Annotated in this window: 32 protein-coding genes; all 32 read right to left on the bottom strand. The window is 48.3% G+C overall.

Translation table 11 applies throughout. The features are described 5' to 3' along the window. Positions 1–6 precede the first annotated feature (6 nt). Positions 7–432, bottom strand: coding sequence for a hypothetical protein (locus tag Afil_RS01115; RefSeq protein WP_230266688.1), 426 nt, complete (start codon positions 430–432; stop codon positions 7–9). Continuing rightward, a complete protein-coding gene (locus Afil_RS01110) occupies positions 425–1,147 on the bottom strand; it encodes a hypothetical protein (protein ID WP_230266687.1) in 723 nt (240 codons plus the stop codon). The genes Afil_RS01115 and Afil_RS01110 overlap by 8 nt, the downstream gene beginning before the upstream one ends. A 12-nt stretch (positions 1,148–1,159) precedes the next feature. Further along, on the bottom strand, positions 1,160–2,689 hold the full coding sequence (locus tag Afil_RS01105; RefSeq protein WP_230266686.1) for a hypothetical protein: 1,530 nt from the start codon (positions 2,687–2,689) through the stop codon (positions 1,160–1,162). Further along, a complete protein-coding gene (locus tag Afil_RS01100) occupies positions 2,686–3,015 on the bottom strand; it encodes a hypothetical protein (RefSeq protein WP_230266685.1) in 330 nt (109 codons plus the stop codon). Before Afil_RS01100 ends, Afil_RS01105 begins: the two co-directional genes overlap by 4 nt. A 114-nt stretch (positions 3,016–3,129) precedes the next feature. Continuing rightward, complete coding sequence (locus tag Afil_RS01095) at positions 3,130–5,967, bottom strand: phage tail protein (protein WP_230266684.1); 2,838 nt, start codon at positions 5,965–5,967, stop codon at positions 3,130–3,132. A gap of 32 nt (positions 5,968–5,999) precedes the next feature. Then, entirely contained in the window at positions 6,000–6,431 is a 432-nt protein-coding gene (locus Afil_RS01090) for a hypothetical protein (RefSeq protein WP_230266683.1), read from the bottom strand. A gap of 44 nt (positions 6,432–6,475) precedes the next feature. After that, a complete protein-coding gene (locus Afil_RS01085; protein ID WP_230266682.1) occupies positions 6,476–9,247 on the bottom strand; it encodes a phage tail tape measure protein in 2,772 nt (923 codons plus the stop codon). Positions 9,248–9,518: 271 nt separating this feature from the next. Continuing rightward, positions 9,519–9,818 (bottom strand): hypothetical protein, encoded by a 300-nt coding sequence (locus Afil_RS01080; RefSeq protein ID WP_230228741.1) that lies wholly within the window; start codon positions 9,816–9,818, stop codon positions 9,519–9,521. Next, a complete protein-coding gene (locus Afil_RS01075; protein ID WP_230266681.1) occupies positions 9,815–10,384 on the bottom strand; it encodes a hypothetical protein in 570 nt (189 codons plus the stop codon). The genes Afil_RS01080 and Afil_RS01075 overlap by 4 nt, the downstream gene beginning before the upstream one ends. Further along, entirely contained in the window at positions 10,384–10,779 is a 396-nt protein-coding gene (locus Afil_RS01070; protein ID WP_230266680.1) for a hypothetical protein, read from the bottom strand. Before Afil_RS01070 ends, Afil_RS01075 begins: the two co-directional genes overlap by 1 nt. Next, a complete protein-coding gene (locus tag Afil_RS01065) occupies positions 10,776–11,093 on the bottom strand; it encodes a hypothetical protein (protein WP_230266679.1) in 318 nt (105 codons plus the stop codon). The genes Afil_RS01070 and Afil_RS01065 overlap by 4 nt, the downstream gene beginning before the upstream one ends. Positions 11,094–11,466: 373 nt before the next feature. Continuing rightward, entirely contained in the window at positions 11,467–11,823 is a 357-nt protein-coding gene (locus tag Afil_RS01060) for a phage head completion protein (protein WP_230266678.1), read from the bottom strand. Further along, complete coding sequence (locus Afil_RS01055; RefSeq protein WP_230266677.1) at positions 11,823–12,095, bottom strand: head-tail connector protein; 273 nt, start codon at positions 12,093–12,095, stop codon at positions 11,823–11,825. Before Afil_RS01055 ends, Afil_RS01060 begins: the two co-directional genes overlap by 1 nt. Before the next feature lie 16 nt (positions 12,096–12,111). Then, complete coding sequence (locus Afil_RS01050) at positions 12,112–13,287, bottom strand: phage major capsid protein (protein WP_230266676.1); 1,176 nt, start codon at positions 13,285–13,287, stop codon at positions 12,112–12,114. Then, on the bottom strand, positions 13,280–14,017 hold the full coding sequence (locus Afil_RS01045) for a head maturation protease, ClpP-related (protein ID WP_230266675.1): 738 nt from the start codon (positions 14,015–14,017) through the stop codon (positions 13,280–13,282). Before Afil_RS01045 ends, Afil_RS01050 begins: the two co-directional genes overlap by 8 nt. Further along, positions 14,014–15,249, bottom strand: a complete 1,236-nt coding sequence (locus tag Afil_RS01040) for a phage portal protein (RefSeq protein ID WP_230266674.1) — start codon at positions 15,247–15,249, stop codon at positions 14,014–14,016. The genes Afil_RS01045 and Afil_RS01040 overlap by 4 nt, the downstream gene beginning before the upstream one ends. Positions 15,250–15,318: 69 nt before the next feature. Next, positions 15,319–15,699: a hypothetical protein gene (locus Afil_RS01035; protein ID WP_230266673.1), complete on the bottom strand. Its 381-nt coding sequence runs from the start codon at positions 15,697–15,699 to the stop codon at positions 15,319–15,321. 119 nt (positions 15,700–15,818) lie between these two features. Beyond that, positions 15,819–16,151, bottom strand: a complete 333-nt coding sequence (locus Afil_RS01030; RefSeq protein ID WP_230266672.1) for a hypothetical protein — start codon at positions 16,149–16,151, stop codon at positions 15,819–15,821. A gap of 113 nt (positions 16,152–16,264) precedes the next feature. Then, positions 16,265–16,606 carry an Asp23/Gls24 family envelope stress response protein gene (locus Afil_RS01025; RefSeq protein WP_230266671.1) on the bottom strand — a complete coding sequence of 114 codons (342 nt, stop codon included), beginning with the start codon at positions 16,604–16,606 and terminating at the stop codon, positions 16,265–16,267. A 10-nt stretch (positions 16,607–16,616) separates the two neighbouring features. Then, positions 16,617–19,238: a terminase large subunit gene (locus Afil_RS11065; protein ID WP_500861502.1), complete on the bottom strand. Its 2,622-nt coding sequence runs from the start codon at positions 19,236–19,238 to the stop codon at positions 16,617–16,619. 49 nt (positions 19,239–19,287) lie between these two features. Continuing rightward, entirely contained in the window at positions 19,288–19,602 is a 315-nt protein-coding gene (locus Afil_RS01010; protein WP_230266670.1) for a hypothetical protein, read from the bottom strand. Between the two features lie 114 nt (positions 19,603–19,716). After that, positions 19,717–19,935, bottom strand: a complete 219-nt coding sequence (locus Afil_RS01005) for a hypothetical protein (RefSeq protein WP_230266669.1) — start codon at positions 19,933–19,935, stop codon at positions 19,717–19,719. Further along, a complete protein-coding gene (locus tag Afil_RS01000; RefSeq protein WP_230266668.1) occupies positions 19,932–20,384 on the bottom strand; it encodes a gamma-glutamylcyclotransferase family protein in 453 nt (150 codons plus the stop codon). The genes Afil_RS01005 and Afil_RS01000 overlap by 4 nt, the downstream gene beginning before the upstream one ends. A 10-nt stretch (positions 20,385–20,394) precedes the next feature. After that, entirely contained in the window at positions 20,395–21,321 is a 927-nt protein-coding gene (locus tag Afil_RS00995; RefSeq protein ID WP_230266667.1) for an amidoligase family protein, read from the bottom strand. Positions 21,322–21,417: 96 nt separating this feature from the next. Further along, positions 21,418–22,668, bottom strand: a complete 1,251-nt coding sequence (locus Afil_RS00990; protein WP_230266666.1) for a site-specific DNA-methyltransferase — start codon at positions 22,666–22,668, stop codon at positions 21,418–21,420. Positions 22,669–22,679: 11 nt separating this feature from the next. After that, the gene (locus Afil_RS00985; RefSeq protein WP_230228773.1) at positions 22,680–23,210 is read right to left on the bottom strand and encodes a P27 family phage terminase small subunit; all 531 of its coding nucleotides are present in this window, start codon (positions 23,208–23,210) and stop codon (positions 22,680–22,682) included. Between the two features lie 365 nt (positions 23,211–23,575). Beyond that, positions 23,576–23,929 carry an HNH endonuclease gene (locus Afil_RS11630; protein ID WP_230266665.1) on the bottom strand — a complete coding sequence of 118 codons (354 nt, stop codon included), beginning with the start codon at positions 23,927–23,929 and terminating at the stop codon, positions 23,576–23,578. Continuing rightward, the gene (locus Afil_RS00975) at positions 23,913–24,215 is read right to left on the bottom strand and encodes a hypothetical protein (RefSeq protein ID WP_230266664.1); all 303 of its coding nucleotides are present in this window, start codon (positions 24,213–24,215) and stop codon (positions 23,913–23,915) included. Before Afil_RS00975 ends, Afil_RS11630 begins: the two co-directional genes overlap by 17 nt. A gap of 69 nt (positions 24,216–24,284) precedes the next feature. Then, positions 24,285–24,500, bottom strand: coding sequence for a DUF3310 domain-containing protein (locus Afil_RS00970; protein ID WP_230266663.1), 216 nt, complete (start codon positions 24,498–24,500; stop codon positions 24,285–24,287). A 124-nt stretch (positions 24,501–24,624) separates the two neighbouring features. Beyond that, positions 24,625–25,098 carry a hypothetical protein gene (locus tag Afil_RS00965; RefSeq protein ID WP_230266662.1) on the bottom strand — a complete coding sequence of 158 codons (474 nt, stop codon included), beginning with the start codon at positions 25,096–25,098 and terminating at the stop codon, positions 24,625–24,627. 15 nt (positions 25,099–25,113) lie between these two features. After that, positions 25,114–26,448 carry a DEAD/DEAH box helicase gene (locus Afil_RS00960; RefSeq protein WP_230266661.1) on the bottom strand — a complete coding sequence of 445 codons (1,335 nt, stop codon included), beginning with the start codon at positions 26,446–26,448 and terminating at the stop codon, positions 25,114–25,116. Further along, on the bottom strand, positions 26,429–26,725 hold the full coding sequence (locus tag Afil_RS00955) for a VRR-NUC domain-containing protein (protein WP_230228015.1): 297 nt from the start codon (positions 26,723–26,725) through the stop codon (positions 26,429–26,431). Before Afil_RS00955 ends, Afil_RS00960 begins: the two co-directional genes overlap by 20 nt. Positions 26,726–26,920 lie beyond the last annotated feature (195 nt).

Here is a 26,920-nt window from a genome sequence, read left to right as displayed (position 1 = left end):
CTCCTTTCATACTTGTTTTTCCCAAGCGGTTGGAAGATCCGTTGGACTGAACGCTGTATCGCTCAGTGCCTTGTAGATTTCTCCATCTGTGAAGGTCATGAACTCTCCAGACTTATACAGATCATGAGCACCGCTAGGAGCTGCCCAGGGATAGGCATGATCCTTATCTTTGCCATGATACGGTTTCCAGATGGTCGCTACGGATTGATTCCAGTCGGGATGAATGTTGCCGTCGTAGTCGACAAGGCATTCAAAAGGCTGGTCAGATTCCCGATCCCGGAAGATCTCACCAGCCTTGTAAGTGGAATTCTGCTTGTACACAGGAAAGCCAAGATCAAACTCTGCTGGATCACCACCAGCGTTTACGACCTCTTTGGTCAGAAAGACAATCAGATTTCGTAAAAAGCGGATCAGTTTATCGTCTTCATTCATCAACATTCACTCCTCTCAAGACATTCAGAATCCGGTCAGTCCGGTTCTCAACTTTTCCGGTTTGCCTGGGCTTAAACCATTCCAACACAGGAGGATTCTCAATTTGAGTTGATGTCCAATCTGCTGTTGGATTTTCTTCAAACCGACTGCTTCGACGCACCGGAAGGCTGGGATCGTACAAAGAGTCGTCCCCAATGTGCTGAACCGTTACTGGAATTGTGGAAAGCACCGGAATTTGCTTGTGTTTGAGAAAGCTGAGGATTCCATGACTTTCCAAAGCGTCTTCTCCAAAGACGGCCTCGATATAGTTGAAGCATTCTTCGACAATACCAATTGGCAGCAGAATGGCGCATCCCCACATCGACCAGTCGTGCCGGATATAGGGGCTATCCAGTCCGCTAATGAAGCCGTTGTAACAATCTCCGTCAAAGGCCATAGTGAAAAGTGAAAAGGCACAATCCGGATGTGACTGCGTTATTTGTTCAATGATCTGTTTGAATCCATTACATACCTGGACATCATCGTTCAACACGACTCGGTGGGTAACTCCTTCTTCATGAGGAAGCAGCCAGGTTTGCTTGACTGGAAGATAGGGGTTTCCGGTTTCGGCACTTTCATCATAGAAAATATCCTGATCTGTAAGTTCCAACGCATCCCGTAAGTTTTCCACCATCTCCTGACGCTGGCGGGAAGCGACAATTTTGATATCGACCATCCTTATCACCTCCTAGGCCGATGTTCTCCACTCAATACAGTTGAGAATGCAAGTGGACGAACACGATGTGGATGGATAGTACAACTTCAAGCATTTTTGGCCACAGACCTCATACGGCTCGACAAAGATGACTTGGTAGTAGTTGTTGTTGGTGAAGATCACCGGCATGATTCCCATCTGGATAGCAGATAATGCTGCGTCGCCTTGGGTTGTATCCAACGTGCTTTGATATCCGGTGTAATTCAAGACCAGACCCGATGCCGAACCTGATGCCTGGTAAGTCCGCAGCAGAAACACATTCGAGCAGACGAGGTGTGTCGAAGTGGCACGGTGGGCGTAGAAGGTAAAGCGTAGATGGCACCAAAGATAAGGACTGCCGGATGTGAGGGTTGGAACCGATGTTGTCCATCCCGAAGCAGAGCTTGAGGGCGTATCGGAAGTCGAGGTAACTTGGAAATAGGCGCTCACAGAGCTTAACCGTTCGTTGTAATTTCCAATCAGCACGGGTTGGCTGTCTACGCTTGAACCGTCCTCGTAGTTCACTTTGAAGTACGTCCACATCGTCGGATAAGAAGAGCTCAGGGTTGGAAGGGTTGTACTCCATCCGGAAGTGGCAGTAGGAGCTGTTGAATTGCTCGAAGACCTGCAATAGTACTGGACAATGCTTGTGATCTTGCTTGCCACATCACTTCCATCGGTTCCATCGATTCCGTCTAGGATTTGAGCGAGCTCTCTGGTCCCATTAACATCTGTGATCGTAATGGTTGTTGTTTTATCCGCTTTTGTTGCACTCAGGGTTGGTGAAACGCCGGAGGGGCCTTGTGCTCCTGTATTTCCGTAAACACCCATGATCATTTTGGCTGTTTCTGTTGTCTGGTTATTGGTCAGCGTGAATCGTAAATAGCCCCAAAGATAGCGGTAGCTAGACGTAAGCGTCGGGACACTTATCGAGTAGCCGCTGGTTGGTGCGGAGGTGCTGCTTGTCGATCTGGCTAGATAAACAGAGACTGACTGTACGCCGACTCCTTGTTCACCTTTGATATTGACCGGACTTGGATTATCCAGTCCACCATCATTGGTCCATGAGATGACGCCAGCAGAAGAAACGGAAGGTGTGAAGGTTGTTCCTGTCCGCTTTCCGGTAATACCACCAGTATCCGCAAGAGCCTCGTTCACCAGATCCATCAAAGAATGAACCGCATCGGGATCAAGAAGATCCGTTACACTGGCTCCCACACCAACACGGTATCGAACGAGGGAGGATGTGATTCTCTGGTTTCCTTTCTCGCCCATGATGCCAATGAAAATCGTTCCGGACTCTTCCAGGACAGCTGTAGGAATAAGGGTCTGGCCAGAATTGTCCAGATCAGAAAAATAGCAGTCCAGTCCATTTCTGGAAAAGACCGCTGTTTTGGTAAATCCGCTCCACTCAGCATCAAAAGTGACTTTGATCGAGTCGATATTCTGCGCTCCGGAAAAGATCGGATTGAGATCAGAACCAGTCAGAACGCGCTGACTGATTTGTAATGGCAGGATACTCATTGTCCACCTCCTTTCAGAATAGGGACCAATGCCATGGCTTGCTTTGGCGTCATGGTGTCCAGCGCTTTAAAAAGCTCTTCAGAATCAATGGGCTCAATGGCCACCTCATTTTCGATCGCCAGCAATTCCGTGAACGGCTCTTCTTCCGGAACTCCATTTTCGCCTTTGGGCAATTTCTCAATGACCAGAGCGATAGAACGTCTCAGACTTTCAAGACTCAAAAAGATCTGACTGATCTGAAACGCCAGTTTCACCGGAAGTGTCTGTTCCATCAGCCCTTCCAGCGAGCAGGCTAAGTCGAAGATTTGTGCGTTGGTTAATTTCATCGGTTGCTCCTTTCAGTTCCTCTTGTGTCACGACAGATTGCGTCCGCTGTTGAACTGAATGGTCCATTGGCTGGACTTCATCCGCCTGGCTGCATGCCGGGAATATATATTCACTCAATAGATCACACCTCCTGAGATTTTGCAGTTGTACCACTCCTGAACGGTTCCATCTGAATTGATGGAAATTGGCAGTTTGATGCTGGTGGGAGATGACCAGCTGCCAAAACCGGAATACCCGCTGCTGTTGACAATATCCGGCTGCTGCAGATTGCAGTTTTTCAGGTGGTGGTAATGAAAGTCGGCATTGTCGAAAAAGTCTACTTCACAGCTGAAGTAGAGATGATCACGAACATAATCACCAAAGCTCTTATTTGCATAGAGCATCTGGACAATATAATTTCCAGAGCTGCTGACTTTAGCCGCCCAGGCCATATAAGCGCCATCAGGATCAAGATCGAATACGAGTCCTCGAGCTGAAGAATAGCCCGTGAAAGAATTGACACCGATTCGTCCCAGGTTATAGCTGTCACGCCAGAAAGTCATTCCGCTTTGACCAAGCTGCATGAGCCGATTGGCAGCTGTCTTTGAAGAGGCGGAGAAGATATTGATCGTCCCGCCGCTGAATTCGATGTAATTGGAAATATTGCTCCAGGCGATGCGAACTGCTTCAGCATTCTGTTGAATATAGGAAGCGATCTGGCTGGTTCCAACCTTGGTGGAAACGGTCGAAACGATGGAATCGTAGTTCATCAGAATTGATGCCTGCATGGTGGTCAATTCCGACATCTTTTTCTGATAGTCCGTCGCTTTCTGTCCTTCTTCCAGTTTGAAACGGGAGAACGTTACGAAATTAGATGTGCCAGGTGCTCCAGTCTTCTTGAGCGTGATCCCGAACGTTGAGGGCGATGCGCTGCTCCCCACGCGGAAAGTGATCGAGATCCGGTAATCATAGGAAGGCGGTTTAATGGTGGCGGCAATCACACCGGTTGTCTGATCTGCTTCAAGAGTCATGGTGCTGCTGCTGTTGGTTGTTTTCACAGCTTCCAGCAGTTTTCTTCCAGTACGGATTTCAATGGTTACCGGTGAGGGTTGTGCTCCTCGTATGTAGGCGCTGAAGGTGTAGTAGTGATTCTGATTGAATGAAATGCTGATTCCCTGAGATGTCAGGATCTCCACATCTCCAGAGATGGAATCGTCGAATTGCATCGTCTTTGCTCCACTTACATAGTTGGTTGAGACCGCACAATTGGCATGCCGTTTCCAGGTGTATGTGCTGCCCCAATCCGCTGTATACGGAAGCAGGTTGTTTGGCAATGCGTACTCTTGATAAACCTGCAGCTGAATTGAATCCGTCTTCAGGTCAATCTCGCTTTTGGAATAGTACTGAGCAAGCTGCTCTCGAAACTGACCATCTGTATAGTCCTTAGCCTGCTGATAAACGGAAAGACTGATGGAGTCCATGGCGTTGGTGATCCGTGATTCTGTCTCCACCTGTGTCCAGTAAGCTTTGAGCTTCTCGGATGTATCTGCTTTGGCTGCAGCCAGACTGTCCGAGATATTCTGCTCGACACTCGTTCGATAGGAGATGTCGAGCTTTTCTGCTGCAATGGAATTTGCAGCGACCATGTTACCGGCAATGGTTCCATCCATGGTCATGGCTGTCTGATAAGGCCCGGCATAGCCGTTGGACGAGAAGCCAAGACCACCCATGTTCCATCGCCAGACGTTCTGAGCGGTTTCCAGATCTTCCGTATCGATGATGCAGATTTCCTGAATCTGTCCTTGCTCATCCTGGACTTGAACGACATGTCCGTATTTGCCGAATGTGGTCAGAAGCTGTGTCGCCTGTTCTTTCGCCTCTTCCAGCAGAGAGTTTGGTGTTCTAAGCGCCTGTACTTTCTGGGTGATGGAAACCTGGGAGGCTCTGGAGCTGCTGGTAAAGGAGACCGGTTTTCCACCAAGGTGATACAGATTCTGATCTGGCTGCAGCAGATGAATCGTCATGCTGGTCAGCGGGAAGACTTCATTCATCTCATGATAGTCGGACTGCACCCGGATGCGATCAAGCAGTCGGAAGTCATCGACATTCACATCCAGCATCGAGAGATCGACCGCGCTGACCTCCAATTGCAGATCTTCGTACTGGTTGTGCTCCAGCCATTCCTGACCTTTGGTTTTCAGTAGCGAAGGCGTGTGGATATCTTCGAATGTGACGACTTTGCAGATTCGTCCGTACTTGGCAATAGCTGTTGGTGCTTCCAGGTAGTCTTTCTGGTTATTGACGGCGGCAATGGAAACTCTCTCTTCCAGGGCTTCAATCTGACGGTCTTCTAAAGTTGCACCTAGAGGAATGACAACTGTTGCCAGTTCCGTCGATTCGCTGTTACAGACGTAATCCATCAGGTTTTCCCTGAAATGGATCTGCTGTCCACAAACACGGGGGTAGCTGCTCAAGATGTCCAGATAGCGGTGATCGTTCTCATGCCGAATCTGGAGAATCCCACCCAGGCGATTGATGACTTTATCCATCAAGCAAAACAGCGTGTCTTCATAGTTCGTATGGCGATAGAGCGAGTCATTCGGATCGGTGATATTCACCATGCCCAGCTCGAAGGTTTCATCTGACTGTTCGTTGTGATGGTTTAGCAGGGTTTGGATAAAACCGCGAACAGACATTTCGTGATATTCAGCTGGACGCTGAATCGTGTCAGCCAGATAAGACAGCTCACCCTGGACTTCTACAGACTTTGTTTTGTAGAAGTCCGTCTCGATGCGATTGACGCGTCCATAGAATATTGGCTCGTCATCTTTGGAAACGATAATCCGCATGCCATGTTCTATCGCTTCATAAGCCGGGTGCGAAGAAGGAATGGAGAAAGAAAAAGACCCAGCTTCATTCATGGCAAGGTCTAATACAGGATCAATCAGCAGCAGCGATATGGAAGGGTCCATGAGGCAAATAGAATTTGAATAAACGGTAAACATCAAAGACTCCTTTCCAGCGGGGCTCCCAGTTTGGTGACTGGTTGTTTATAGGGTTCGCAATCCGCGGTTATCATCACTTCGGTAATGGCGGGACAATTCTTCTGAACATGGACAGAGATACGGCCTGTCCAGCAATATTCCGGGTCATTGTCCAAGATAAAAGCCATCCGCTTTCCGTGCAGAGCGTTCATCAGCTCGGATTGCAGATGGCCATTCTGGTCAAATTCCGTCCAGAAGTTCATGGTGATTGTACGGTTGAGGTAAGTTGTCTTTCCATAAAGCGCATCCGTCAGATCGAGAACACCATCACGACCTGGAATGGACAGCTGATAGGTTTGTACCTCCGGTTCGTTGATCTGGAGAGCAGCGAAGTGCAATTTCCAGTCTTTGAAGGTGTGGTAAAGATTGTCGAATGTGACTCCAAGTTTCATGGCTGCCTCCTTTCATAAAAAAAGCCCAGCGGGTTAGGCTGAGGTTATCTGAATTTTTCTCTCGTCAATCTGGCAAATTCCTGATCAATCGGCTTCACCAACTGTTTAGCAAGAGTTCTACCGTCCATGGAAAGATTGGCTTCCAGGCTCAATTCTAGAACAGCGTTTTTCATCTCCTGACCGATTCTAGAATAGTCAATCTCCATAACTTGTGGCTGTTCAAAAGATCGGGTCATCATGCTGCTTTGTACAGCAGAATGGATCATCCCCATAAGGGAGTTCGCACCAACGATGACTTCTTTTCCTGCTTCACCACCAGCCAGAAGTGTGTTTCCTCTCATTCCAAATACACTGGGTCCATCAAGGATCATGCCGCTTGGCATGGCTTTAGCGTACCACTCAATACCAATGGAAGGAAGACCACCATCAAACCAGTCAAGTGGATTGATCGAACCAGAAATACTGAAATGCGGGAGCGGAATATGGGGCCAGTGGAACTCGAAATTGAAGAATCCCTTGATGGCATCAATCGCACCAGAAACGATGTCCCTGGCTCCTTCAATCTTATCTTTGATCCAGTTGTAGATGTTTCCAAAGACCTCACTTACCTTATTCCATGCGTCGGAAATGGGGTTGATGATGTGGTCCTTGATGCCATTCCAAACGGACTGTGTTTTCTCGCTAATCCAATTCCAGGCATTGGAAGCGGCTGTTTTGATGCCTTCAACCGCTCCGGAAAAGAAACCGGAGATTCCATCCCAGATGCCTTCAAAGAAGGATTTGATGCCATTCCAGGTTTCTTCCCAGGTAGTCCCAAACCAACCGCAGACGACATCAAGAATATCCTTCATCGTATTGAGGATGTTATCGAACCAGTCCTTGATTCCATTCCAGACACCCTCGAAGATTTCTTTCACACCTTGCCAAACCAGATCCCAGTTTCCTGTAAAGAGTCCGGAGAAAACGTCGAATAGTCCGGTCAAAACATTGAGGACAGTTTCCAAAGTCGTAGCAATGAACTGAAACGCTCCCTTAAACACAGGAGCTAAGAACGAACAGAAACCGTCCCAGAGGGTTTTCAAAACCTCCGTGATGTCCTCGAATTGAAAGCCTAAAGCATTCAGTCGATCAACGATCCCCTGAAAGAAGTTCTGGAATGCTTCAACGATAGAGTTCCAGATCTCCATAATATTGTTTCTGAATTCTTCATTGGTATTCCAAAGGTGAACAAACGCTGCGACTAATGCGGCTACTGCTGCAGCCACTGCAACTACCGGAGCGCTGATTCCACCAATGGCTGCGATGAGTTTTCCGCCCATGGTTTCGGCAGAACCGAAATACTTTATGAGAGCTGACAGGCCAGCGCTCATCTTTCCGATTGCGATTAAAACAGGACCAATCGCAGCGGCAACACCGCCTGCAACAAGAATCATCTGCTTCTGGCCGTCCGAAAGGTTGGAGAACCATTCTGCCAGTCTTTTGGCAGCGTTGACCAGCTTTTCAAACATTGGGGCCAATGCAGTAAGCAGAGTTTCACCGATCTCTTTACCTGCGATTTTCAGGTTGTTCATAGCAGTGGTCAGCTTATCCGGCGCATCCTGGGTTCCTTCAAAAGTATCTGTGACAGTGCCTTTGAAATCGTCCAGACCGCTGGAAAGATCATCCACACTGAACCGGCCTTCACGGATAGCCTGGGTCATTTCGAGAGCGCCTTTCTTTCCAAAAAGCTCCGTTGCGATTTGAAGTGCCTCGGTCTCGCTGCTTGCTCCTTTGATCGCCTGCATGGTCTCGCCCAAAGACTGGGAGAGTGTTTTTCCCTCAGCTGTGGCGTTTTGCTGCGCTTTTTTCAATCCAGCTAAAGCAGAATCGGCATTGACGCCATTCTTTTCGAACTGCGCGAGTAAATTCACCGATTCATCTATGGAAAGCCCCATCTCCTTGAAGACGGGGCCATTTTTCTGCACAGAATTCATCAGATCATCGACGGAGATGCCGGTTGCCTGGGCCTGTGTGGTCAAAAGGCCAAGATAACCCTGAGCGTCTTCCGCACCCAATCCGAAGACCTGCAAGTTCTTATTAACGGAACCAATAGCTCCGTTGAGGTCTGTTTCGTTGATCTGCGCAAACTGGATGAATTGCGAGGAGAGCTGCTCCAAAGAGTCTCCGGTCAGGCCAAAGCGGGTGTTGACCTCTCCAATCGCAGTTCCGGCATCTGCAGCGGTGGTGGGAAGGGAGCCAAATACAGTATCCATGCTTTTCTGCAAAGACTCAGCGGCTTCACCCGTCGCACCGGTCTTGGTGATGATGATGTCATAGCCTTCATCAATCTCATTAAATGCTGCAACAGAACCAGCTGCTAAAGCGGATACACCAGCCGTGACTGGAAGCATGGCGGTTCCGACTTTCTCTGTCTTTTCGCCAAACTCTGACAGTTTCATTCCCATGGCCTGAACACGGCCATTAAAGTTATTCTGCTGGTTTTCCAGATTCTCAAGCGTTCGCTGAGTGACTGCGATTTTTCGCTCCAGCTCGGTGTATTCCGTTCCTGTCAGATCTTTACCGGATGCGACATATTGTTTTTGTGCTTCCTTTAAAAGAGCCAGCTCTTCCTTTGTTGAGCCGATCGATTTGGACAACAGCTGCTGCTTCTGGTTGAGCAGATCCACATTTTTGGGATCGAGCTTCAAAGCCGCATTCACGTTTTTCAAAGAGCTCTGCAGCTCTTTGGATTGCTTGATGGGCGCTTTAAGGGCATCCACCAGTTTGGTGGTCGAACCATTGATCTCAAGGGTGATCCCTTTGATGTTGCCAGCCATTATCTCACTCCTTTCTCCTTCAGCTTCCAGAGGGAATCTCGATCCGGCTCTGTCTTTTCATACAGGAGGCAATTTCTCAAATACTTTCTGCCATCCTCGGTTTGCTGCATCTGATAGATGTATGCGTCCCTGCGATAAAGCAGAAACTCTTCATAGAGCAGTTGATCGATTTCATGGAAATTCAGTCCGGTGTATTCCATGACCATATGTTCATAGAATGTTTCAATGTCATAGGGCTGCCCTTCGCCCTGGACAGGATAGAAGGGCAGCTCTAGTTTTTTGCGTTGGAGCTTTCCTGAATGAAGTCGGTATAGCCCTGCAGGAAGGCTGTCAGATCCTGGTAGTCAAAGAGTGCCTCCAGTTCATTCTGTTCGATCACGATGCCTTCTTTATTGCAATTGAGAATGTAGGTGACTCCGGCATAGATTTCACTGATATCGGTTGTATTGAGAACCGTCTGCAGCACATCCGCATCCGCTTTAGTGGGCTGACGGATGGTCAGCTGCGTACCATCTGGCATTTCAACAGGCCAGGTGACTTTCTTGACGTTTTTAAATTTGAAGGACTTCATTCAGTAGCACCTCCCGGTTTATCCATCACGATGATCAGCTTGGTGCCGTCTTCATCCAGACCTTCCGCAGTGAAGGTCGGATTCAGGATCGTTTCAGCCCCTGGCTGGAAAGAAAACTGCAGCTCAGCGGTATTCTGGCCGACGATGATGACATAGATGTTTCCATCTTTAGCATCCAGGTGTTCGAAGATCACGAGATAAGAGGCGTTCTTCGCATTGGCTGTACCGCCAATCTTGATGACCTTCTTATTAGCCGTAGTCTCTTCGGTTCTGGCGGTGTCCACCAGCACTTTAAGCATGTTGGCTCCAATGGTGATCAGGCCGCAGCCTAAAGTGACGACTTCTTCCTGGACGATCGTCTTGGTGAAACGTCCCAGATCATCACTGGCGGTGTAGTTGGTAGGTGTATAAGTCAGCGTGGCTCCGTTCTTGACAGCACCAAACTCATTAGCTGCCACACAGTATTTCGTGATCATAGTGTCGAGATTTTCAAGATCGGTTTCCAGGGTGGATGGCCGCTCAATGAGATAAATCTTTCCGGAACCCAGTGCGATTCTTTCTTCCATTACTCAGACTCCTTTCTGTAGTTTTTGATGAAGGCTGCCTCGATTTCTTTGGCAGCATATTCCTGTCCTTTGGCAAAATGGGGCTTTCCTGGAACGATGGTTTCTCCGTTTCTGGTTAAGTGGCCATTTTCCAATAAATGAGAAAGGGATGACTCCATTCCGCTGGCATAGAGCGTGTACTGGAGTTCATCCCTTTCGTCTTTGGTTTTCTTTCTTTTCAAACCCTTCTTGTAGATCCCACCGTTTTCTCTGGCAGGAGCATTATCTTTAACGACATTCAGTGCTTCTTTGGAGATCTGATCGAGGGTTTCGTCATTGGCTTTGTTAGCCTGACGAACACAGTCTTCCAGCACCAGAGTGATGGAGTCACGAAGTGTATCTATGGTTGCACTCATACAGTTACCTCGATGGAATAGCTGGACAGGTACATCTGCTCCAAAGAAATCCAAAGATCAGATGTGTTTCTTTGCCAGAGAAGAGGCAGTGAGGTGAGATATTCTTCAAATGCCTTTTTCTGGCTCCAGCTTTCGTAGTAGAAATCGATGGTGAATGTATCTCGCAGGCGAAACATGGAAAGATCGGATGTGATATTTTCCGATTCGTCTTCTTTCCACACCGCGAAGGGTAACTGCTGTTCGCTTTGGAAATGGTGCCAGGTGATGGGATACGGACAGTCTTTAAGAAGGGCTTGCAGATCTGTTGCTTGCATGATCTTTTCTCCTTCCGAATATTTCAATAAACCTGTATAAATTCTAAATATCTCTTATGGTGGAACTATCCGCAATAGTCTGGAAACTCCACCACTATTGGGGAGAGCAGAGATTTTTTCAGCACTGTAAGAGCAGAGACTATTCCTCATAGAGTGGAACTATCCGCGATAGTCTGGAAACTCCACCACTATTTGGGGAGAGCAGACATTTTTTCAGCACTGTAAGAGCAGAGACTATCCCTCATAGAGTGGAACTATCCGCAATGGTCTGATAACTCCACCACTATTTGGGGAGAGCAGAGATTCTGTGAGTGCTTCAAATACACACAAACATGCTCTCTCAGAAAAACATGTTCTGTATATTTCCCAAGCTCTAAGGAATTGCCGCGGGAGTTCCACTTTTGTGACTTTTCCTCCTGGCATGAAGTATGACGAAACGATCAGAGTCAGAATCAAGCTCTACATGGGTGATGTCATAGAGTTCTTCCATATAGAACAACTGATACATGTCCGGTCGGATAGCTCTTGTTTTGCGGTAAGAGCGGAGTGTGATCAGCAGTTCTCGAGCTTCGTGAACATGACCATTTCCATCAGTCTCACTGATTCCCTTATCCATCACATGCGCCCAGGTAGAAAAGGAGGTTTCGATTTCAGGAGCATCCCCATAAAAATTGGCCGATGAATTCAGCTTCTGGATTGTGACGGTTCGATTGAGATCAGCGATTCGCATCAGAACACCGCCTTTCGGTCTGGTTCAAGTAATGCGCGAAGGTTGGTTTTCAACTGGTTGAGATCTGCATCTTCGCGGTGTTCAAACAGATAGGACATCGTAAACAGAATGGCGATCTTGTTGAGCGGTGTCGGTTCGAGATCGTCGACTGATTTCAGACGGAGTACATCCGAACAAATAGAAGAAGCTGACTGAAGCAATTCCCCAGTCAGCTCGTCGAAATCGTCCTGGTCCACTTTTAGCCATTCTTTGACCTGTTCAAGAGTAATCATTCTCTGTCACCTTCTATCAGGAACCGGATCCGATAGTCAGAATCTGAACGGCTTCCGGCAGTACCAGTTTTCCATCAACACGCTCTTTGGCTACAAAACCTACCATGCCATTTCCCGCAAACAGCTCACGCAGTTCAGAGAAAGAGCGGCTCCCACGGTCTCCGATGTTGTAGTAGGAGAAGTCACCAAAGGCGATCTTGTCTTCCGGAGCAAAGGCGGAAGTGTAGACCGGATAGCCCAGGATCCGGTCCGGTTCGCCATCTACAAAAGTTGGCTGCCAGATGTATTCTTTGCCATCGGCATACTTCAGCTTACGGATCTTGGCGATCAGCTTGTCATTGAGAATGAACGCGGCGTTCTTTCGATACGGACGTTTCAGCGCATAGACCAGGTCGATCACGTCGTCTGCTTTGAGAGTAGTTGTGGTGAGCGCGGCAGTACCGCCACCGGTTTCCGCAAAAATGCCGGTAGGTCTTCCGGTGGTGGAACCGTTCAGGAAGGCATCCTCTTCCGCATTGGCCAGTGCTTTGCCAAAGGCGTCAATGATGTATCCCTCAAGGTTGAAGGCATTGTCGTTGAGCAGTTCTTCGGTGACTTTGACTGCTACATGCAGCTTGTGTGCATCCAGAAGGATCTGAGAGAATTTTGCATCTCCAAAGGTCAGTGCGTCTCCTTCATCAATCCAGGAAGCGGCAGGCTTAGAACCAGCCACATTGATTCGGTGCTCACCTGCCGTGGTAATGGTGGTGGCCAGTTTTCGCATGATGTTCTCTTCAGTCAGAACATCAATCAGGCGGTTGTCATACTCTACCGGAACCAGGTATCCGCCATCGGCTGCAGTCCCTTCCTGCAGAATATTGGAGACGTTCTTGAAGTTGGAACGGAAAGCGGACAGCAGAGCGTCTTTATAGTCTTTGCTCTCACGAATGTTCATCGGTTTGGCAGAGTAGGTTTCCGGCTTAGTGGTCAGCGGAGCACTCAGGGGACGGTTGAGCTCATTTTCCAGAGCCTCCATCGCCTGCACTCGTTCAATCTCTGCGCTGTAGTCTTTGACCTTGGCTTCCAGAGAAGCGTAGGTTTTGGCATCTTCTTTGGAAAGCAGTCCATCAGAATCCTGCTTGGTTTCCACAAAGGATTTGGCAGCGTTCCAGGCTGCGTTTCGCTTTTCAATCAGCGACATCAGTTTATTCATTGTCATCCCTCCATGTTTTCATCAGGTCCAGTCGTTCGAGAAGCGAAGCAGAAGAGACCTGATCCTTCCGTTCCTTTTTGAGCTTGTTGACAAAGCTGTTCATGACTTTTCGCGACGAAAAAAGCATGGAGTTCGAAATCTCCATGCCAGTATCTGTCTGTTCGTCTTTTCGATTCATGAGACTGTCGGCAAACCCCAGCTCTATAGCTTTGCCGGCATCCATCCACGTTTCATCGTCCATCAGCTTTGAAATCTTCGTTCTTGCCAGTCCGGTTTTTCTCTCATAGGCGTTGATGATGGATTCTTTGACCTCGGCTAACATTGCCGCAGCCTTTTTCATCTCATACACATCTCCCATGGCCATGGTGGCTGGGTTGTGAATCATCAGCATCGACACCGGAGAAACCTGGACTTCATCGCCAGCCATCGCAATCACAGAAGCAGCGGATGCGGCAATGCCATCAATCTTGATGGTGACCTTGCCAGGATATTCCGACAACATGTTGTAAATCTGTGCTGCGGCAAAGCAATCTCCACCGGGAGAATTGATCCAGATTGCAATGTCACCATCGTCTTCCATCAGCTCATCTTTGAACTGCTTAGGAGAAACCTCGTCATCAAACCAGGTTTCTTCCGCGATGGTCCCGTTGAGAAAAAGGGTTCTTGCTTCCTGGATTTCCGGTTCCAGTTCAGGATCGGCTTCATTTCGGACCCATTTCCAGAATTTCATTCACTTCTCTCCTTTCCAGAATAAAAGCCCCCAGCTTTTTCCAGTGGGAGCATGTTTCCGTTCACTAAATACAGATCGCCACCAGCCTCAGCAGGCAGCGGATCGAGTTCTTCCAGACGCCTGATGTCGTTGGCGGACATCCAGCCGTTTTGTCTGGCAATGGCATACCCATTCATACGGCTCTGATAGTCGCCACGAAGTAAGCCATCCACATTGAACTTGATGGAGAAGTTCTGCTTTTCATCCTCACTGAAGAGCACCTTGGTCATTGCCTGTTCCCAACGGGAAACCCAGGGATCAAGCGTGTATTTCACAAACTCCAAGGACTGCTGCTCGATGTTGGAAAAGGAAGATTTCTCCAAATCTCCAACCATGTGAGGAGGCACCCGGAAGATTCTGGCGATCTCGTTGATCTGAAACTTACGTGTTTCCAGAAACTGGGCTTGCTCGGGTGGTACGGAGATTGGGGTGTACTTCATACCTTCTTCCAACACAGCTACCTTACCAGAGTTTGATGAGCCACCGAAGGTAGCCTGCCAGCTTTCACGAACACGGGATGGATCTTTCAACGTTCCAGGGTGTTCGAGGACTCCGGAAGGTGCGGCGCCATGAGCGAAGAATTTCGCTCCATATTCTTCACAGGCTATCGCCATTCCGATGGCGTTCTTGGCCATCGCAATCGGTGAATAACCGACAAGGCCATCAAAGCCTAGACCAGGGATATGAAGAACATCATGCGGATGCAGCCTGACCATTCCGGATTTGTTGACTGCCGGATCGGCTTTCGAGACCTGATATTCATAGTAGAGTTGTCCGCTGTCGTCCCTGTCGACCTTCATGCGATCTGGCATCAGCGGATATAGTGCCACGACTTCACCTTTGCCATTTCGGATGATCTGCGCATAGGCGTTTCCCCAAAGCAGCAGATGGGTCATCAAAGTTTCCCGGAAGATGAACGAGGTCATCTCCGGATTAGGCTCATCGTGCAGCAGAAAGTACAGAGGATGGTCTCTGGCTTTCTGGGAGCTGTTGTCAGATTGCTCATAGACTTGAAGTGGCAAAGAAGCGATGGCTTCAGAGAGAATTCGCACACACGAATAGACTGCCGTCATCTGCATGGAGGAGCGTTCGTTGACTCGCTTTCCGGAAGTGGAAGTTCCCAGGAAGAAGCGGTAACCAGCTCCTGCGGTCTGGTCTCTGACTTTTCGATGAAACAGATTCTTGAGTTTCATGGTTTCTCCTTTCCAAAAAGAAAACACCTCGTGATGAGGTGTTGGTAGTCTGAACAGACTTGTCGGTTTTCAGAAGCAAAGTTCCAGCTCCGGAAAGCGTTTCTGGATAGCGTCTGCATCGACGGATTCATAATTTTCTGTCACAGAAGCGGCCAAGTATTCCGCCAGAGGATGGAAGTGCTCCTCGTTGTAAACGGGATATTCCTCAGATTCAATATAAGGAATCAAAGCTTTCTTGAATTCCGAAAGATCAGAATTTGCTACCGCTCTTTCCTGAAAAAGAACAATAGTCTTCTGAAGGCGAACCAGAAAAGCTGTCTTCAGTTGGTCCGTGAGACGGTTTGCCTCAAGGAAGGAAAACAACATGCTGGGTTTGTCACAGAGAACCAGATCTGTCTGGCGATCGAGCCACATGGCGAGCCCGTATCTTTTGATTTCTTCATTTTTCATGGGCAGATGATACCGGTCCCATATAGAATAACTATTCCCTGTGCCCAGAAAGTTTGTAAGAAAAGTCTCCAACATTTCAGTGATTGCAGATGTTCGGGAAACAATAGTCCAGAGTTTATTTAGTGGAAACGGTGAGGATGGTTCAGAGCTCTGATTCCCAAAGACAGCGTAGCCAGAATTCCTTGTTTCCTTTCCTCGATGACTTCATCCTGATCTGACCACTGCTCGAATTCTTCACTCAAACCTTGAAGCTCAATTTCGTTTAGGTACTGTTCAGCACGTTCTTGTTCAATGGCTCCGCAGGACATCAAGTAAGAGACGGCAGCATCCTCTGGATAGCCGAGTTTGCAAAGATTGTCGATAATGAAGCTTCTGCGGGTATCGAGATACTCGGCATAATCCGACACAACCAGCAGGCTCGAAAGAGCGTTCATGAATAATTCTTGATTCATGAGGACGAGTCTACAGATTAGTAGTGACAAAGTCGTGACTTTTTCGTTGTTTAGAAAAAGTTTAGAATCCAAGGAGGTTGGATTTATTTCATGATCGGATGAAATCCAACTTTTCAGTGGCGCTTTTGGTTCTTTCTTACTTTGGACGGTAAGAAGATGCTCCAAACAAACAGGAGAATTGTCAAAATGAATAAAGCAAGACTAACCCAGGCTGAACTGTCATCTACAATTAATTGTTGATATAAATAAATGAACTCATTCGGACCAGCAGGACCTCTCCCGATCGCAAAAAAGAAGAACCAGACAGGAGCAATAATGGCGAGCACCGCTCCCAAAAGCGGAACCAGCTTCATCTTCCTGACTCTGAAGCACCTGGCGAGGTCGTACACAAAGATAAGCAAAAAGAACGCATAGTAGAAAATCCAAATCCATCTTCCATTTTCGAGGTTGATCATAGAATTTACCTTAAAACACCAGCAGACCTCGACTGTCATACACACTCTCGGTGCTGATGTTTCCACAGCGAATAGCACGGTCCAACCCCATGACAGTGGCAATCACACCGTCGATCTTCTCTGTGGACTTCTCCTTATCTGCTTTAATATTACCCGCAGGGTCAGTACGAATAAAGATGTTATCCATCATCCAGCGAAGAACTGGATGTCCGCCATGGGCTATCTTCTTTTCCAGCACTAGCTTCATCAGCTCCTTGGTTGGCGGAGACATATCCTTGAAGCCCTGGCCAAAGGGCACGACGGTGAAGCCCATGCCTTCGAGGTTCTGAACCATCTGAACAGCACCCCAGCGGTCAAAAGCAATCTCCTTGATGTTGAACTTTTCACCAAGCCGCTCGATGAACTTCTCGATGAATCCGTAATGAATAACATTTCCTTCGGTAGTTTCCAGGTAGCCCTGCTTCTTCCATATATCATAGGGAACATGATCCCGCTTTACACGCAAATCCAGGCTGTCTTCTGGAATCCAGAAGTACGGCAGGATCTGATATGGTTCATCCTCCTCAATAGGAGGGAAGACCAGAACAAAGGCGGTGATATCGGTGGTACTGGAAAGGTCCAAGCCTCCATAACAAACACGGCCTTCGAGCTCTTCCGGGATAACGGGGAAAGCGCAAAGGTCCCATTTGTCCATTGGCATCCAGCGGATGGATTGTTTGACCCACTGGCAAAGTCTTAGCTGCCGGAACGCATTCTCTTCAGCAGGATTCTGCTTAGCGGATTCACAAGCGTCCTGGACTTTTTCAATTGGAACGGTAATCCCCAAGGAGGGATTAACTTTTTTCCACACCTTGGGATCGGTCCAATCATCATCCGGATCAGCTCCATAGATGACTGGATAGAAGGTCGGATCGACCTTTCTGCCTTCCAGAATGTCCTTAGCTTTCTGGTGGACCTCATAGCAGATCGAGTTGGTATCTGTTCCTGCAGTGGTGATCTGAAAGAAGAGGGGCTGCATCCTGGCATCCCCGGAACCTTTGGTCATAACGTCGTGTAGTTTTCGATTTGGTTGGGAATGTAGCTCATCGAAGATAACTCCGTGAATGTTGAAGCCGTGCTTCGAGTAGGCTTCAGCGGAAAGAACCTGATAGAAGCTATTCGTGGGCAGATACACCAGCCGTTTCTGAGAAGCGAGGATTTTGCAGCGCTTGTTCAAAGCCGGACACATCCGGACCATGTCAGCAGCAACATCAAAAACAATGGATGCCTGCTGACGATCCGAAGCGCAGCCGTACACTTCAGCTCGCTGCTCTCCATCTCCGCAGGTGAGGAGCAATGCAATGGCCGCTGCAAGCTCTGAGTTGTGCGTTGGAAGACAGCTTTTGCCAATCAAGTATTGATGGGACGGGCTATCCACCTGGATGCATTGCATTCCTCGGTTCTCGATTTTCTCAATCGAGTCGATATATCGAAAATGGGATCTGGTCGTTGGATTTCTGGGAATCCGATTCTTTAGTTTTCTGGATAGACCAGCAACTTTCACATCGTCAAAGCAGGTGAATTTGATCATATAGCAGGTTTCACCGGTAGCAACTCTGCCACATTCCTGGCTTGGCATATCCCTATTAGCCGGTTGCGTAGATGGAGTTGAGGTGATCGCATTTTTGATTCCCAGCGTCCACAGGAGTTCACTAACTGTTTCCGCTAACCTCTTTTCTGTGGAGTAGTAAACTCCTTGTCCTTTTACTCCTGAGATACATCCATCAGAGTCCATCAATCCCTGCAAAAGGCGGAGCCGTTGTTCTTTAGAGGCACGAAGATATTCAATCGGAATCACTTTGTCATGGAATGACTTGAGCAGGACTGGCTTCAGCTCGTTGATTTTGAAAATTAGTGAGTCGCCAACATTCAACCAGGCGTTGTTGACTACAGTGTTCTGCTGGACATTAAAAAGGACTTCCGGAACATCGGAAGTCTTTACAGTAATTTCTGGCTTGGTGGCATGTCCGTTACCAAGCCAATACCCCATCAGGTATGGATCGATCGGCAGCTCCGCTTCAGGGGCTTCCAGCGCTCCATTGACAGCAATCCGAAAATTGTAGGATTTGGTTTGGAAATACCTGTACAAGTCACCGGTTGTCATCATTATCGGTTTTTGATGCTTCTCTCCAATCCACTGATGGTTCTCACCAGCTTCGATGACCTCTCCATCTTTGAACACAATACGATAGGCCTGCTCGTCAAAATCGACCTGACTCTTGGCCACTACGTGACACGGAGATCCGGTTTCATCGAATACGGTATCGCCAACCTTGATCTCCCCCATCGTGGTAAAGCCTTTTGGAGTAGGAATTAATGTATTTAACGCAACTTGTTTGCCCATCTTTTTTCCTATCTCAATATAGGCTGTATTGAACTGACGATAACCGTTCTTTTTTTTGATTCCAAACAGATCCCTCACGATCTGTTCCTGCCAGTCGATCAGCTCAAAGGGTTTACCAGCCCAGGTTCCTTTGGTGTGGCACAGGCACTGGATAAAGTTAACCGCATAGTCGGCTGCTTCCTTATCGTAATAAGATGTGCGAGCCTTGAACTTTGTAGGTTTGTATTTTTTCAGCTTTCGCATTGCCATAAGGAAACCTCCAATCTAAAAAGGCCCGCAGGCCTTTGGGTATTGCTTTCTAGTAGGTCGCTTTCGCGTAGCGTTTGAACTCGGCCTGAACCATGTCGTCCATTTTCTTTTCCAGGCGGCGTTCGATTTCTTTCTTGCTCAGCTTTGCTTTGTAGGGGCTGATGCCTTCTTCGAAGTATCTGATGTAGTCGCTCCAGAGTTTTTCGTGGGCTTCGGTGAATTCCCAGTCTGCCCAAACCATCTCGTTGAGGTCGTCCTGGTATTTTCCAACGTTCTCGTTGTATCCGTAATGTTTCTCCTGGTTGGCCAGCCATCTTGCATGCGCCTCCATGAATACCTGATGTTTTGCTTCTTTGTTTGTCATTGTTCTGTCCTCCGTTTTGGTACTGTATATATCACTCTAACGAAGATACATAGCAAGCAAATCAGCGATAAATAAAGCAGAATCAGAGCTTTTTCTTTCTCTGATTCTACCGGTTTACTTCTTGTTTTTGCGTGCCTGATGGCTGTAGAAATCGATGGTACAAAGGATGTGTTCTTGCTCCAGCCGGTCAATTCCAAGAGCGTCCAGAGCCTCTCTGGTCCCACACAAGGGGCAGATTTCCGTTTTGTTGTCCTGCCTGGAAATAGCAGGCGGTTCTTTGTACTTTCGTCCGCACCGTGGACAGATCTGGGTTGTTGCAGGGATGTCTTTCATTTCGTTCTCCTTGAAGCCCTCAAGGCTTCTTCTAAAAAGGCCGAGTCAAATCCGAAGCCCCGGTAGCCTTCAAGACAGACCAGAAGGTAGCGCCTGGAGGGAAGACCCAGTTTTGCACTGGTGGGCATTGCGTAGAAGAAGACCTTCATACGTTTGGTGGTTCCACCTTCCAGACACACGTTCAACGTCTGTTCGTACTTCTGGTAAAAGTCCGGGCAGCCTTCGTAGATATCAAGCATTTGCTCATCGGCTTTGCTCACCTTCCAGATCCCAAGTGGGACCCGGCTGCCTTTCTTTGGTTCGATCGTCAGGTAGGAACCGGTCTTGCTTCCTTTGAAGAGAAGCTGCCAGTCTTCAAGCCAGGCAGTACCCAGGAGCTTGGCTCCTGGGCATCTGTGGCTCATCTGACCGATGTTGAGGTTGCTGCCGTAGGCTGCGTAGTTTTTCATGTTGTCCTCCTTAAGCCATCCGGAAGGCTGCGTTTCCGCTCAGTCTCTTCGTCAGGGTTTCGCGTGCGGTTTTGAATTCTTCTCCAATGAAGCCCAGGCGAAGGAGCCAGGTTCTCATCGCGTACTTGGGGTTTTCGTTCTGCTGTGGCCTTGGGGAAGCGCTCTTGGCATCTTTGGCCATTTGGCTCAGTGCCAGGCAAAACTGGATGTAGCTCTTGAGCTGTCCTGCGTGAAGGCCGCCCTTGCGATCTTCGGTTGGGTTGTCAAATTGGAAAAGTCTGAACTCGATGGTTCCCTTGGTGAAGGTGGCGTGGAGGTTAAGCATGTGGTATCTCGATTCGTTGTAGTGGGCGTTTCTGGAACCCCAGGTTCCTGCGTACCAAAGGTCTGCAAGCTGGCTCATGGTGGCTGGCTTTTTGTCGTTGAGCTTTTCGAGGAAGTCTTGGTCAACCATCCGGCAATAGCGTCTAACGCGTGCGTTGTCGAGGTTCAAGGCTTCTTTGATCAGGGCTTCATGGCTTGCCATGATGTTGACCAGATTCCGCAGGGCTTTTGCGTTGTGGCCGTCGGCTCCGATGTGGATGTGAACTCCGCATCCGTGTTCCGGGTTGGAAATGGCTCCGCGTTTGCGAAGGGCTCTGACCAGCTCCTGCAGGGTTTCGATGTCTTCGTAGTGAAGAATCGGGGTAACCATCTCGGTCTGCTTGCTGAAGGTGTCCTGGATGCTGACGTCCTTCATGATCTGCCAGGTTCTGCCCTGGTTGTCTTCGCAGGTGTAGCGGTCGTATCCGCCACCCTGGTGTTCGATGGTGTCTTCGGTGTTGAAGTACTTTGCGATGACCTTGATGGCTGCCTTGCGAGTAATGCCTGCCATTTCGATCTCGACCCCAATCGTCTGTTTCTTCATGTTTTCGATCTGTTTCGCTGTGTTCTTCATGCTTGTTCTCCCTTGCCCTCCGGGCACTGTATATATCACTCTAAAGGAGATACATAGCAAGCTATAATTAGGAAAAAGACCGATAGATAAAGCACTTTATTCCGACTCTTCCGAAGCAGGAACAACAGCGGAGTACGGGAGCTTTTTACCATCACGAATGACAAACACATCCTGGTTAGAACCCGTGTACTCGATGTATCGCTTGACGGCTACATCGACAAACTTCGGTTCCAGCTCGATGCCGTAGCAGATGCGATTGATCTGTTCGCAGGCCATCAGGGTGGAAGCAGAACCCAGGAAGCAATCCAGCACCAGTCCGTTGGTCGCAGTGGACTGCTCAATCAGATAAGCAATCAGCGGGATTGGCTTGGAAGATGGATGGCCGTGTCCGTCTTTTTTGGAATCCTTAATTCCGTCGAATTCAAACACAGCCGTCTGCTTCTGGTCGCCATACCATTTGTGCTTTCCATCTTTTCGCCAGCCGAAGATGATGGGCTCCATGTTGAATTTCCAGTCGGTTCGCATGAAGGGAGCCCGAGGTTTCTTCCAGACGAGACCTGCTCCGACTTTGAAACCAGCATCTTCGAATGCGTCATAGAAAATTCTGGATTTCATCGTCGCGTAGAACTCGTAAATGGAAGCATCAATAGCCATGGCGTTTTTGAGATTGGTGAAGACCTTCATCAGGAATTCGTAGGCTTCCTTGTCGTTGAGGTTGTCGTTTTTGATCTTTCCGGACGTGCTGTTCAGATCGACGAAATAGGGAGCATCGGTGCACACCAGATTGACCTTGGTGTCCTGGAGCAGTCGTTCAAAGACCGTTGGGTCCGTTGAATCCCCACAGATGACTCGGTGTTTTCCGATGGTCCAGATATCTCCGGGCAAAGAAAAAGCAGGCTTCTCCAATTCAGCCTGCACATCAAAGTTATCGTCTTTTGCATCACTGTCGCTGCCCATCAGATCATCCAGCTCCGCAGGGTCAAAGCCGGTCAGAGATACATCAAAGTCCGAGGCCTGCAGATCGGTGATCAGCAGGGCCAGCTTGTCCTTGTCCCAATCACCATTTACCTTGTTGAGAGCAATATTGAAGGCTTTCTCCTTCTCCTCGTCGAAGTCGACGATCACTACTTCGGCTTCTTCTACACCCTGGGCCTTCAAAATTTTAAATCTCTGATGTCCTCCACAGATTCTACCGGTTCTTTTGTTCCAGATGATGGGATCGACATAACCAAACTCATCGATGGAGCGTTTGAGTTTTTCATATTCTGGATCACCAGGCTGCAGATCTTTTCGCGGGTTATAGTCAGCAGGGATAAGCTCCTGCAGTTTTTTCGTTTCGATAATCAAGAGAGGACCTCCTATCCTTTTTTCCGGAGCAACAGCTCCATCACGTTATCCTGCGGTGTGTTTCCGCTCCAGGACTCGGTGCAGTTTTCCTTTACCACCTGGAAGATCTGATACCAGATCTGGTTGGCCTGCTTCATGTAGTTCTGGCTCATCGCCACATAGGGAGACTGCATTGGATTTCCACTTGTAGGGTGTTTAGCCAGAAATCCGTAGTCAGAAATAGCGGTCTCGCACTGAATATATCGAGCAACGGACATTGCGTACTGCTCGATCAGATTTTGAGAGACCAGCTTTTCGCACCCTCTGGCAGCCAGCCACTTCCATGTATCCTCAAACACATCGGCTGCGGACAGGTCAATGCCGCATTTCTGATTGGCTTTCAGGTATTCCTTGACCGGAGGACAATCCGTCCCAATCAGGTCTACCGGTTCTGGTAAGATCAAAGAAATGGCCTCTCCAGCATCCATTTTTTCAATTGCGGACTTCTTTTTTCGACCTGCTCCAGGTCTTGCTCCGCCTCGTCTAGTACCGTCTTTTGCCATTTCGGACCTCCTTTCAAAGCTCCTTAAACTGTTTTGGTGAATATGAAGAGGTACGTCGACATATCTGGGAAATGCTGAATAGACTTCAAATCCCATCCCTTTTTTGCATATTTGTTAACAAAACTCTCCATTTCAGTAAGTGATGAGACAAGATTGCCTGACCTCATGATTTCAAATTTGTATTGCTTCATTTCTCACCCTCCTTTTGGATTAAAAAATTTTTTTCTTTCGATTTTTTGCTTCGGCCTATTTACCCGTTTGAAATCGAATTTTCGTGCGTTAAAGGCCGCCCTCGTTATTTGTCAAGCAGCAGGCTTGAGATTTAGACCGCCCCTGGGCAAAAAATGGTGAAAATCATACATTTTTTACCTCCAATGTCCTTTTTCTTTTGCATGAATCCTGGAGTGGCAGCTTTTGCATAAGCTCATAAGGTTACTTTCGTCATGGGTTCCACCCTGTGAGAGCGGAACAATGTGATGAACCTGCTCCATGGGCACGGCTTTGCCATCAGCCAGACACATCTCACAGAGCGGATGCTTCGCTTTGTATTTCTTACGAGCAACCTGCCAGGCTTTTCCATAACGGGATCTTGTTCCGGGATCACGTCTGTACTTTTCGTAGCGTCTGTTGGCTGCTTTGGTGTGTTCAGGGCAATAGGCTTTGTCGGTGAGGTTGGGACAGCCTGGCCAGCCGCATGGGTGTTTAGGCTTCAAGGGCATCGGCAAACTCCCAATGAAGACCACACGAACGGGAGATGATTCCAAGGCAGCAACGCTTGATCCCGTTAGGATTACCGCCATACTCTCTGGCCGCTTCGTAGTGGTCTTTGAAGATCTCTCCGGACTCCACGCACCTCACGGGTGTGGGCTCCTGAGATCGCTCTCTCATGAGATCATTAGCGATCTCATAGGCAAGCTCGCCATCATCCACACGGCAGCGAACCTTCCCGCTGGGATAGAGAACCTCGTACTTGTCATCACGTTTTCTTACTCTGTAGCCAGGCATAGACTTCACCTCCAAAAGAAAACCCGCCACAAGACGGGAGGGACTTTCGCTCAAAAATGGGCGAAAGTTTTATGTAGACTGCACATCGCGCAGGGATTTCAGTTCAAAGTATTTCTGAAGATACATGAGAGCTTTGGACAGGTCATCATCACCGGCTTTGTGTTTGCAGCGATACAGATACTTAAAGGCATTCAGTTTGCAGAAGATTCGTACTTCATCAATTCCATAGAGCTCGACCATCTTATCGAAGCAATCCCAGCCGTTGTAATGTTCCTGTCCATTCATACAAGCCCCCATGAAAAAAGGCCACAACCTATTCGCTGTGACCTCTCTTTACTTTTCTTGTGAGTCTACCATATCACAAAGACGCTCGTCCCGCTTGTCCCTTTTGTCCCACTTGTTCCTTTTTTCAAGCAGCGACCAAAAACTCCTGAAGGCCCTTTGCTTTGAAGGCATTTTCAGCGATAAAGGGCTGTTTTGGGAGGACTAAGCTGTCGATTCCTTGCATCATCTTTCGGCTGATGGTCGTTTTCCCGTAGCCGAAGTGGTAGCCGATTTCTCTCAAAGTCATGTTTTTGAGGTAGCGATCGGCCAAAATCTCCGAGCATTCTGAGTTCTGTTGGTCCAGAATGGTTTCCAATTCTTGCTCAAAGTGCTGGTAGATTTCCATGATGGTCTTCCGGTTGGCTCTTAAGGTTTCCAGCTCAATGATTCTCTTGGCATGAGCAGCATCACCGGATGGACCACCGTTCGAATAGTGCGGTTCAAAACCTGGAGAAGAAATGCTGTGCAGGGCTTGCTCCTTGCGTTCAATTTTCAAATCGAGCAGCCAGATGGATTTCTTGATCCGATCCAGCTGGTCAAGGTATGTCTTGTTATCCATTCAGCGACTCCTTTTCTAGAATTGTGCCTTCACGGCTTCAATCAGCCTCGCCTGGCTGACGTCTTTGTATTTCAATGCTTTCATGATCTCTTCGTCGATTGTTCCAGCTGTGATGAGGTGATAGATCCGGACCGTCTCTTTCTGTCCTTGCCGATACAGTCTTGCGTTGGTCTGCTGGTACAACTCCAGAGACCAGGTCAAGGAGAACCAAATCATCGTGCTTCCTCCACTTTGCAAGTTCAGTCCATGCCCTGCAGCAGCAGGATGGATGGCGGCAATCACTATCTTTCCGGCATTCCAGTCCTGAATATCCTTGTCGGTGTTCAGCACTCGAACCGGAAATCTCGACTGGATTCTTTCCAGATCGTGTTTGAACCAGTAGGCAATGAGAACCGGCTTTCCAGCAGCGGCTTCAATCAGATCCTCCAACGCATCCAGCTTCCGCGAGTGAATGTGGATGCTTTCGCCTGATTCGGAGTAGATTGCTCCGGATGCCATCTGAGAAAGCTTTCCGGTAAGAACCGCAGCATTGGCAGCGGTAATTTCCTGGTCCATGAAGGGCAAAACCAGATCCCGTTTCATCTGCTGGTACAGATCCTGCTCCGGAGTAGAGAGCAGAACTCTTTGTTCGATCATGACAAGATCGGGCATTTTCAAATGATCCACAGAGTTCATGGAGATGGCAATATCCGAGATCTTTTCATACACTTGCTCGGCTGCTCCTGGAAGCGGCAGGTAGTTGTAGACGATGTATCCGTTTCGACGACCAGGCATCATGTATTGGTTTCGAAACTGGCCGATGAACCTGCCCAGCCGTTTACCCATATCCAGCAGCTTGAACTCAGCCCACAGATCCTCTAAACCGTTGGGAGAAGGCGTTCCTGTTAGCCCAATGATCCGTTTGACCATGGGTCTTTTGGCCATCAGGGCTTGATAGCGCTTGGCTTTGTGGTTTTTGAAGCTGGAGAGTTCATCAATTACGACCGTGTCGAAATCCCAGCCAGGAAGCGAACACAGCCAGGGAACGTTCTCCCGGTTGATGATGTAGATGTCTGCTGGTTTGGCCAGCGCCTGAAGTCTTTCCTGGGGAGTGCCTGAAATCAGAGAGTATTCCAGGGACTTCAAGTGGTCCCACTTATCCAGCTCCTCTGGCCAGGTGTTTCTGGCTACTCGAAGTGGAGCGATAATCAGGATCTTGTGGACCAGAAAGCTATCGAAGAGCAGATCCAGTAAGGCGGTCAGTGTGATGACTGTTTTACCAAGTCCCATGGAAATGATCAACGCACACACGGGATGATTCTCAACAAAATCGACAGCGTAGTTTTGGTACTCATGAGGGATGAACTGCATGATGCTTCACCTCCTCAAGGATGTATGGAATCTGCTTTGGGTCGTCCAACACATACACAGAAAACCCCAGCTTTCGGAGTTTTTGATGGATGACCTTTTGCAGCGGTCTGGGCTTTTGGCCTGGAGCTTTGACTTCAACAAACAAAGCGACTCCACAAGGCAACAGAACCAGTCTGTCGGGAAGCCCAGAAACGGTTGGAGAGGCTAGCTTCAAAGCCCAGCCACCACAATCAGCTGCGGCTTTGGTCAGTTTGGCCTCGATTTCTTTTTCACGCATAGCGGCTCCTTTCGTTCATCACAAACACATGGGGCTGCCTTTCTTGAGCATGACGCATGTCGTATGTCGGCTTTTTTCATACTCCTCTATTTATATTTTTTCTTTTTTCTATATACCCTATACCTATATTTATTTTTTTATTTCTCTTTTCTCTTTTCTTTAAAAAAGGTGTCACTAGTGTCACTAATAATAAGA

It is taken from the genome of Allobaculum fili (assembly GCF_020969955.1).
Classification (GTDB): Bacteria; Bacillota_I; Bacilli_A; order Erysipelotrichales; family Erysipelotrichaceae; genus Allobaculum; species Allobaculum fili.
The sequence above is the reverse complement of the archived record's forward strand: the minus strand, read 5'-3'. Positions and strand labels throughout refer to the sequence as shown.

What these genes read in the sequence shown, in the direction of transcription:
- Afil_RS01115 (WP_230266688.1), bottom strand. Translation starts at nt 432, where the DNA reads ATGAATGAAGACGATAAACTGATCCGCTTTTTACGAAATCTGATTGTC.
- Afil_RS01110 (WP_230266687.1), bottom strand. Translation starts at nt 1,147, where the DNA reads ATGGTCGATATCAAAATTGTCGCTTCCCGCCAGCGTCAGGAGATGGTG.
- Afil_RS01105 (WP_230266686.1), bottom strand. Translation starts at nt 2,689, where the DNA reads ATGAGTATCCTGCCATTACAAATCAGTCAGCGCGTTCTGACTGGTTCT.
- Afil_RS01100 (WP_230266685.1), bottom strand. Translation starts at nt 3,015, where the DNA reads ATGAAATTAACCAACGCACAAATCTTCGACTTAGCCTGCTCGCTGGAA.
- Afil_RS01095 (WP_230266684.1), bottom strand. Translation starts at nt 5,967, where the DNA reads ATGGACCCTTCCATATCGCTGCTGCTGATTGATCCTGTATTAGACCTT.
- Afil_RS01090 (WP_230266683.1), bottom strand. Translation starts at nt 6,431, where the DNA reads ATGAAACTTGGAGTCACATTCGACAATCTTTACCACACCTTCAAAGAC.
- Afil_RS01085 (WP_230266682.1), bottom strand. Translation starts at nt 9,247, where the DNA reads ATGGCTGGCAACATCAAAGGGATCACCCTTGAGATCAATGGTTCGACC.
- Afil_RS01080 (WP_230228741.1), bottom strand. Translation starts at nt 9,818, where the DNA reads ATGAAGTCCTTCAAATTTAAAAACGTCAAGAAAGTCACCTGGCCTGTT.
- Afil_RS01075 (WP_230266681.1), bottom strand. Translation starts at nt 10,384, where the DNA reads ATGGAAGAAAGAATCGCACTGGGTTCCGGAAAGATTTATCTCATTGAG.
- Afil_RS01070 (WP_230266680.1), bottom strand. Translation starts at nt 10,779, where the DNA reads ATGAGTGCAACCATAGATACACTTCGTGACTCCATCACTCTGGTGCTG.
- Afil_RS01065 (WP_230266679.1), bottom strand. Translation starts at nt 11,093, where the DNA reads ATGCAAGCAACAGATCTGCAAGCCCTTCTTAAAGACTGTCCGTATCCC.
- Afil_RS01060 (WP_230266678.1), bottom strand. Translation starts at nt 11,823, where the DNA reads ATGCGAATCGCTGATCTCAATCGAACCGTCACAATCCAGAAGCTGAAT.
- Afil_RS01055 (WP_230266677.1), bottom strand. Translation starts at nt 12,095, where the DNA reads ATGATTACTCTTGAACAGGTCAAAGAATGGCTAAAAGTGGACCAGGAC.
- Afil_RS01050 (WP_230266676.1), bottom strand. Translation starts at nt 13,287, where the DNA reads ATGAATAAACTGATGTCGCTGATTGAAAAGCGAAACGCAGCCTGGAAC.
- Afil_RS01045 (WP_230266675.1), bottom strand. Translation starts at nt 14,017, where the DNA reads ATGAAATTCTGGAAATGGGTCCGAAATGAAGCCGATCCTGAACTGGAA.
- Afil_RS01040 (WP_230266674.1), bottom strand. Translation starts at nt 15,249, where the DNA reads ATGAAACTCAAGAATCTGTTTCATCGAAAAGTCAGAGACCAGACCGCA.
- Afil_RS01035 (WP_230266673.1), bottom strand. Translation starts at nt 15,699, where the DNA reads ATGAAAAATGAAGAAATCAAAAGATACGGGCTCGCCATGTGGCTCGAT.
- Afil_RS01030 (WP_230266672.1), bottom strand. Translation starts at nt 16,151, where the DNA reads ATGAATCAAGAATTATTCATGAACGCTCTTTCGAGCCTGCTGGTTGTG.
- Afil_RS01025 (WP_230266671.1), bottom strand. Translation starts at nt 16,606, where the DNA reads ATGATCAACCTCGAAAATGGAAGATGGATTTGGATTTTCTACTATGCG.
- Afil_RS11065 (WP_500861502.1), bottom strand. Translation starts at nt 19,238, where the DNA reads ATGGCAATGCGAAAGCTGAAAAAATACAAACCTACAAAGTTCAAGGCT.
- Afil_RS01010 (WP_230266670.1), bottom strand. Translation starts at nt 19,602, where the DNA reads ATGACAAACAAAGAAGCAAAACATCAGGTATTCATGGAGGCGCATGCA.
- Afil_RS01005 (WP_230266669.1), bottom strand. Translation starts at nt 19,935, where the DNA reads ATGAAAGACATCCCTGCAACAACCCAGATCTGTCCACGGTGCGGACGA.
- Afil_RS01000 (WP_230266668.1), bottom strand. Translation starts at nt 20,384, where the DNA reads ATGAAAAACTACGCAGCCTACGGCAGCAACCTCAACATCGGTCAGATG.
- Afil_RS00995 (WP_230266667.1), bottom strand. Translation starts at nt 21,321, where the DNA reads ATGAAGAACACAGCGAAACAGATCGAAAACATGAAGAAACAGACGATT.
- Afil_RS00985 (WP_230228773.1), bottom strand. Translation starts at nt 23,210, where the DNA reads ATGGCAAAAGACGGTACTAGACGAGGCGGAGCAAGACCTGGAGCAGGT.
- Afil_RS11630 (WP_230266665.1), bottom strand. Translation starts at nt 23,929, where the DNA reads ATGCCCTTGAAGCCTAAACACCCATGCGGCTGGCCAGGCTGTCCCAAC.
- Afil_RS00975 (WP_230266664.1), bottom strand. Translation starts at nt 24,215, where the DNA reads ATGCCTGGCTACAGAGTAAGAAAACGTGATGACAAGTACGAGGTTCTC.
- Afil_RS00970 (WP_230266663.1), bottom strand. Translation starts at nt 24,500, where the DNA reads ATGAATGGACAGGAACATTACAACGGCTGGGATTGCTTCGATAAGATG.
- Afil_RS00965 (WP_230266662.1), bottom strand. Translation starts at nt 25,098, where the DNA reads ATGGATAACAAGACATACCTTGACCAGCTGGATCGGATCAAGAAATCC.
- Afil_RS00960 (WP_230266661.1), bottom strand. Translation starts at nt 26,448, where the DNA reads ATGCAGTTCATCCCTCATGAGTACCAAAACTACGCTGTCGATTTTGTT.
- Afil_RS00955 (WP_230228015.1), bottom strand. Translation starts at nt 26,725, where the DNA reads ATGCGTGAAAAAGAAATCGAGGCCAAACTGACCAAAGCCGCAGCTGAT.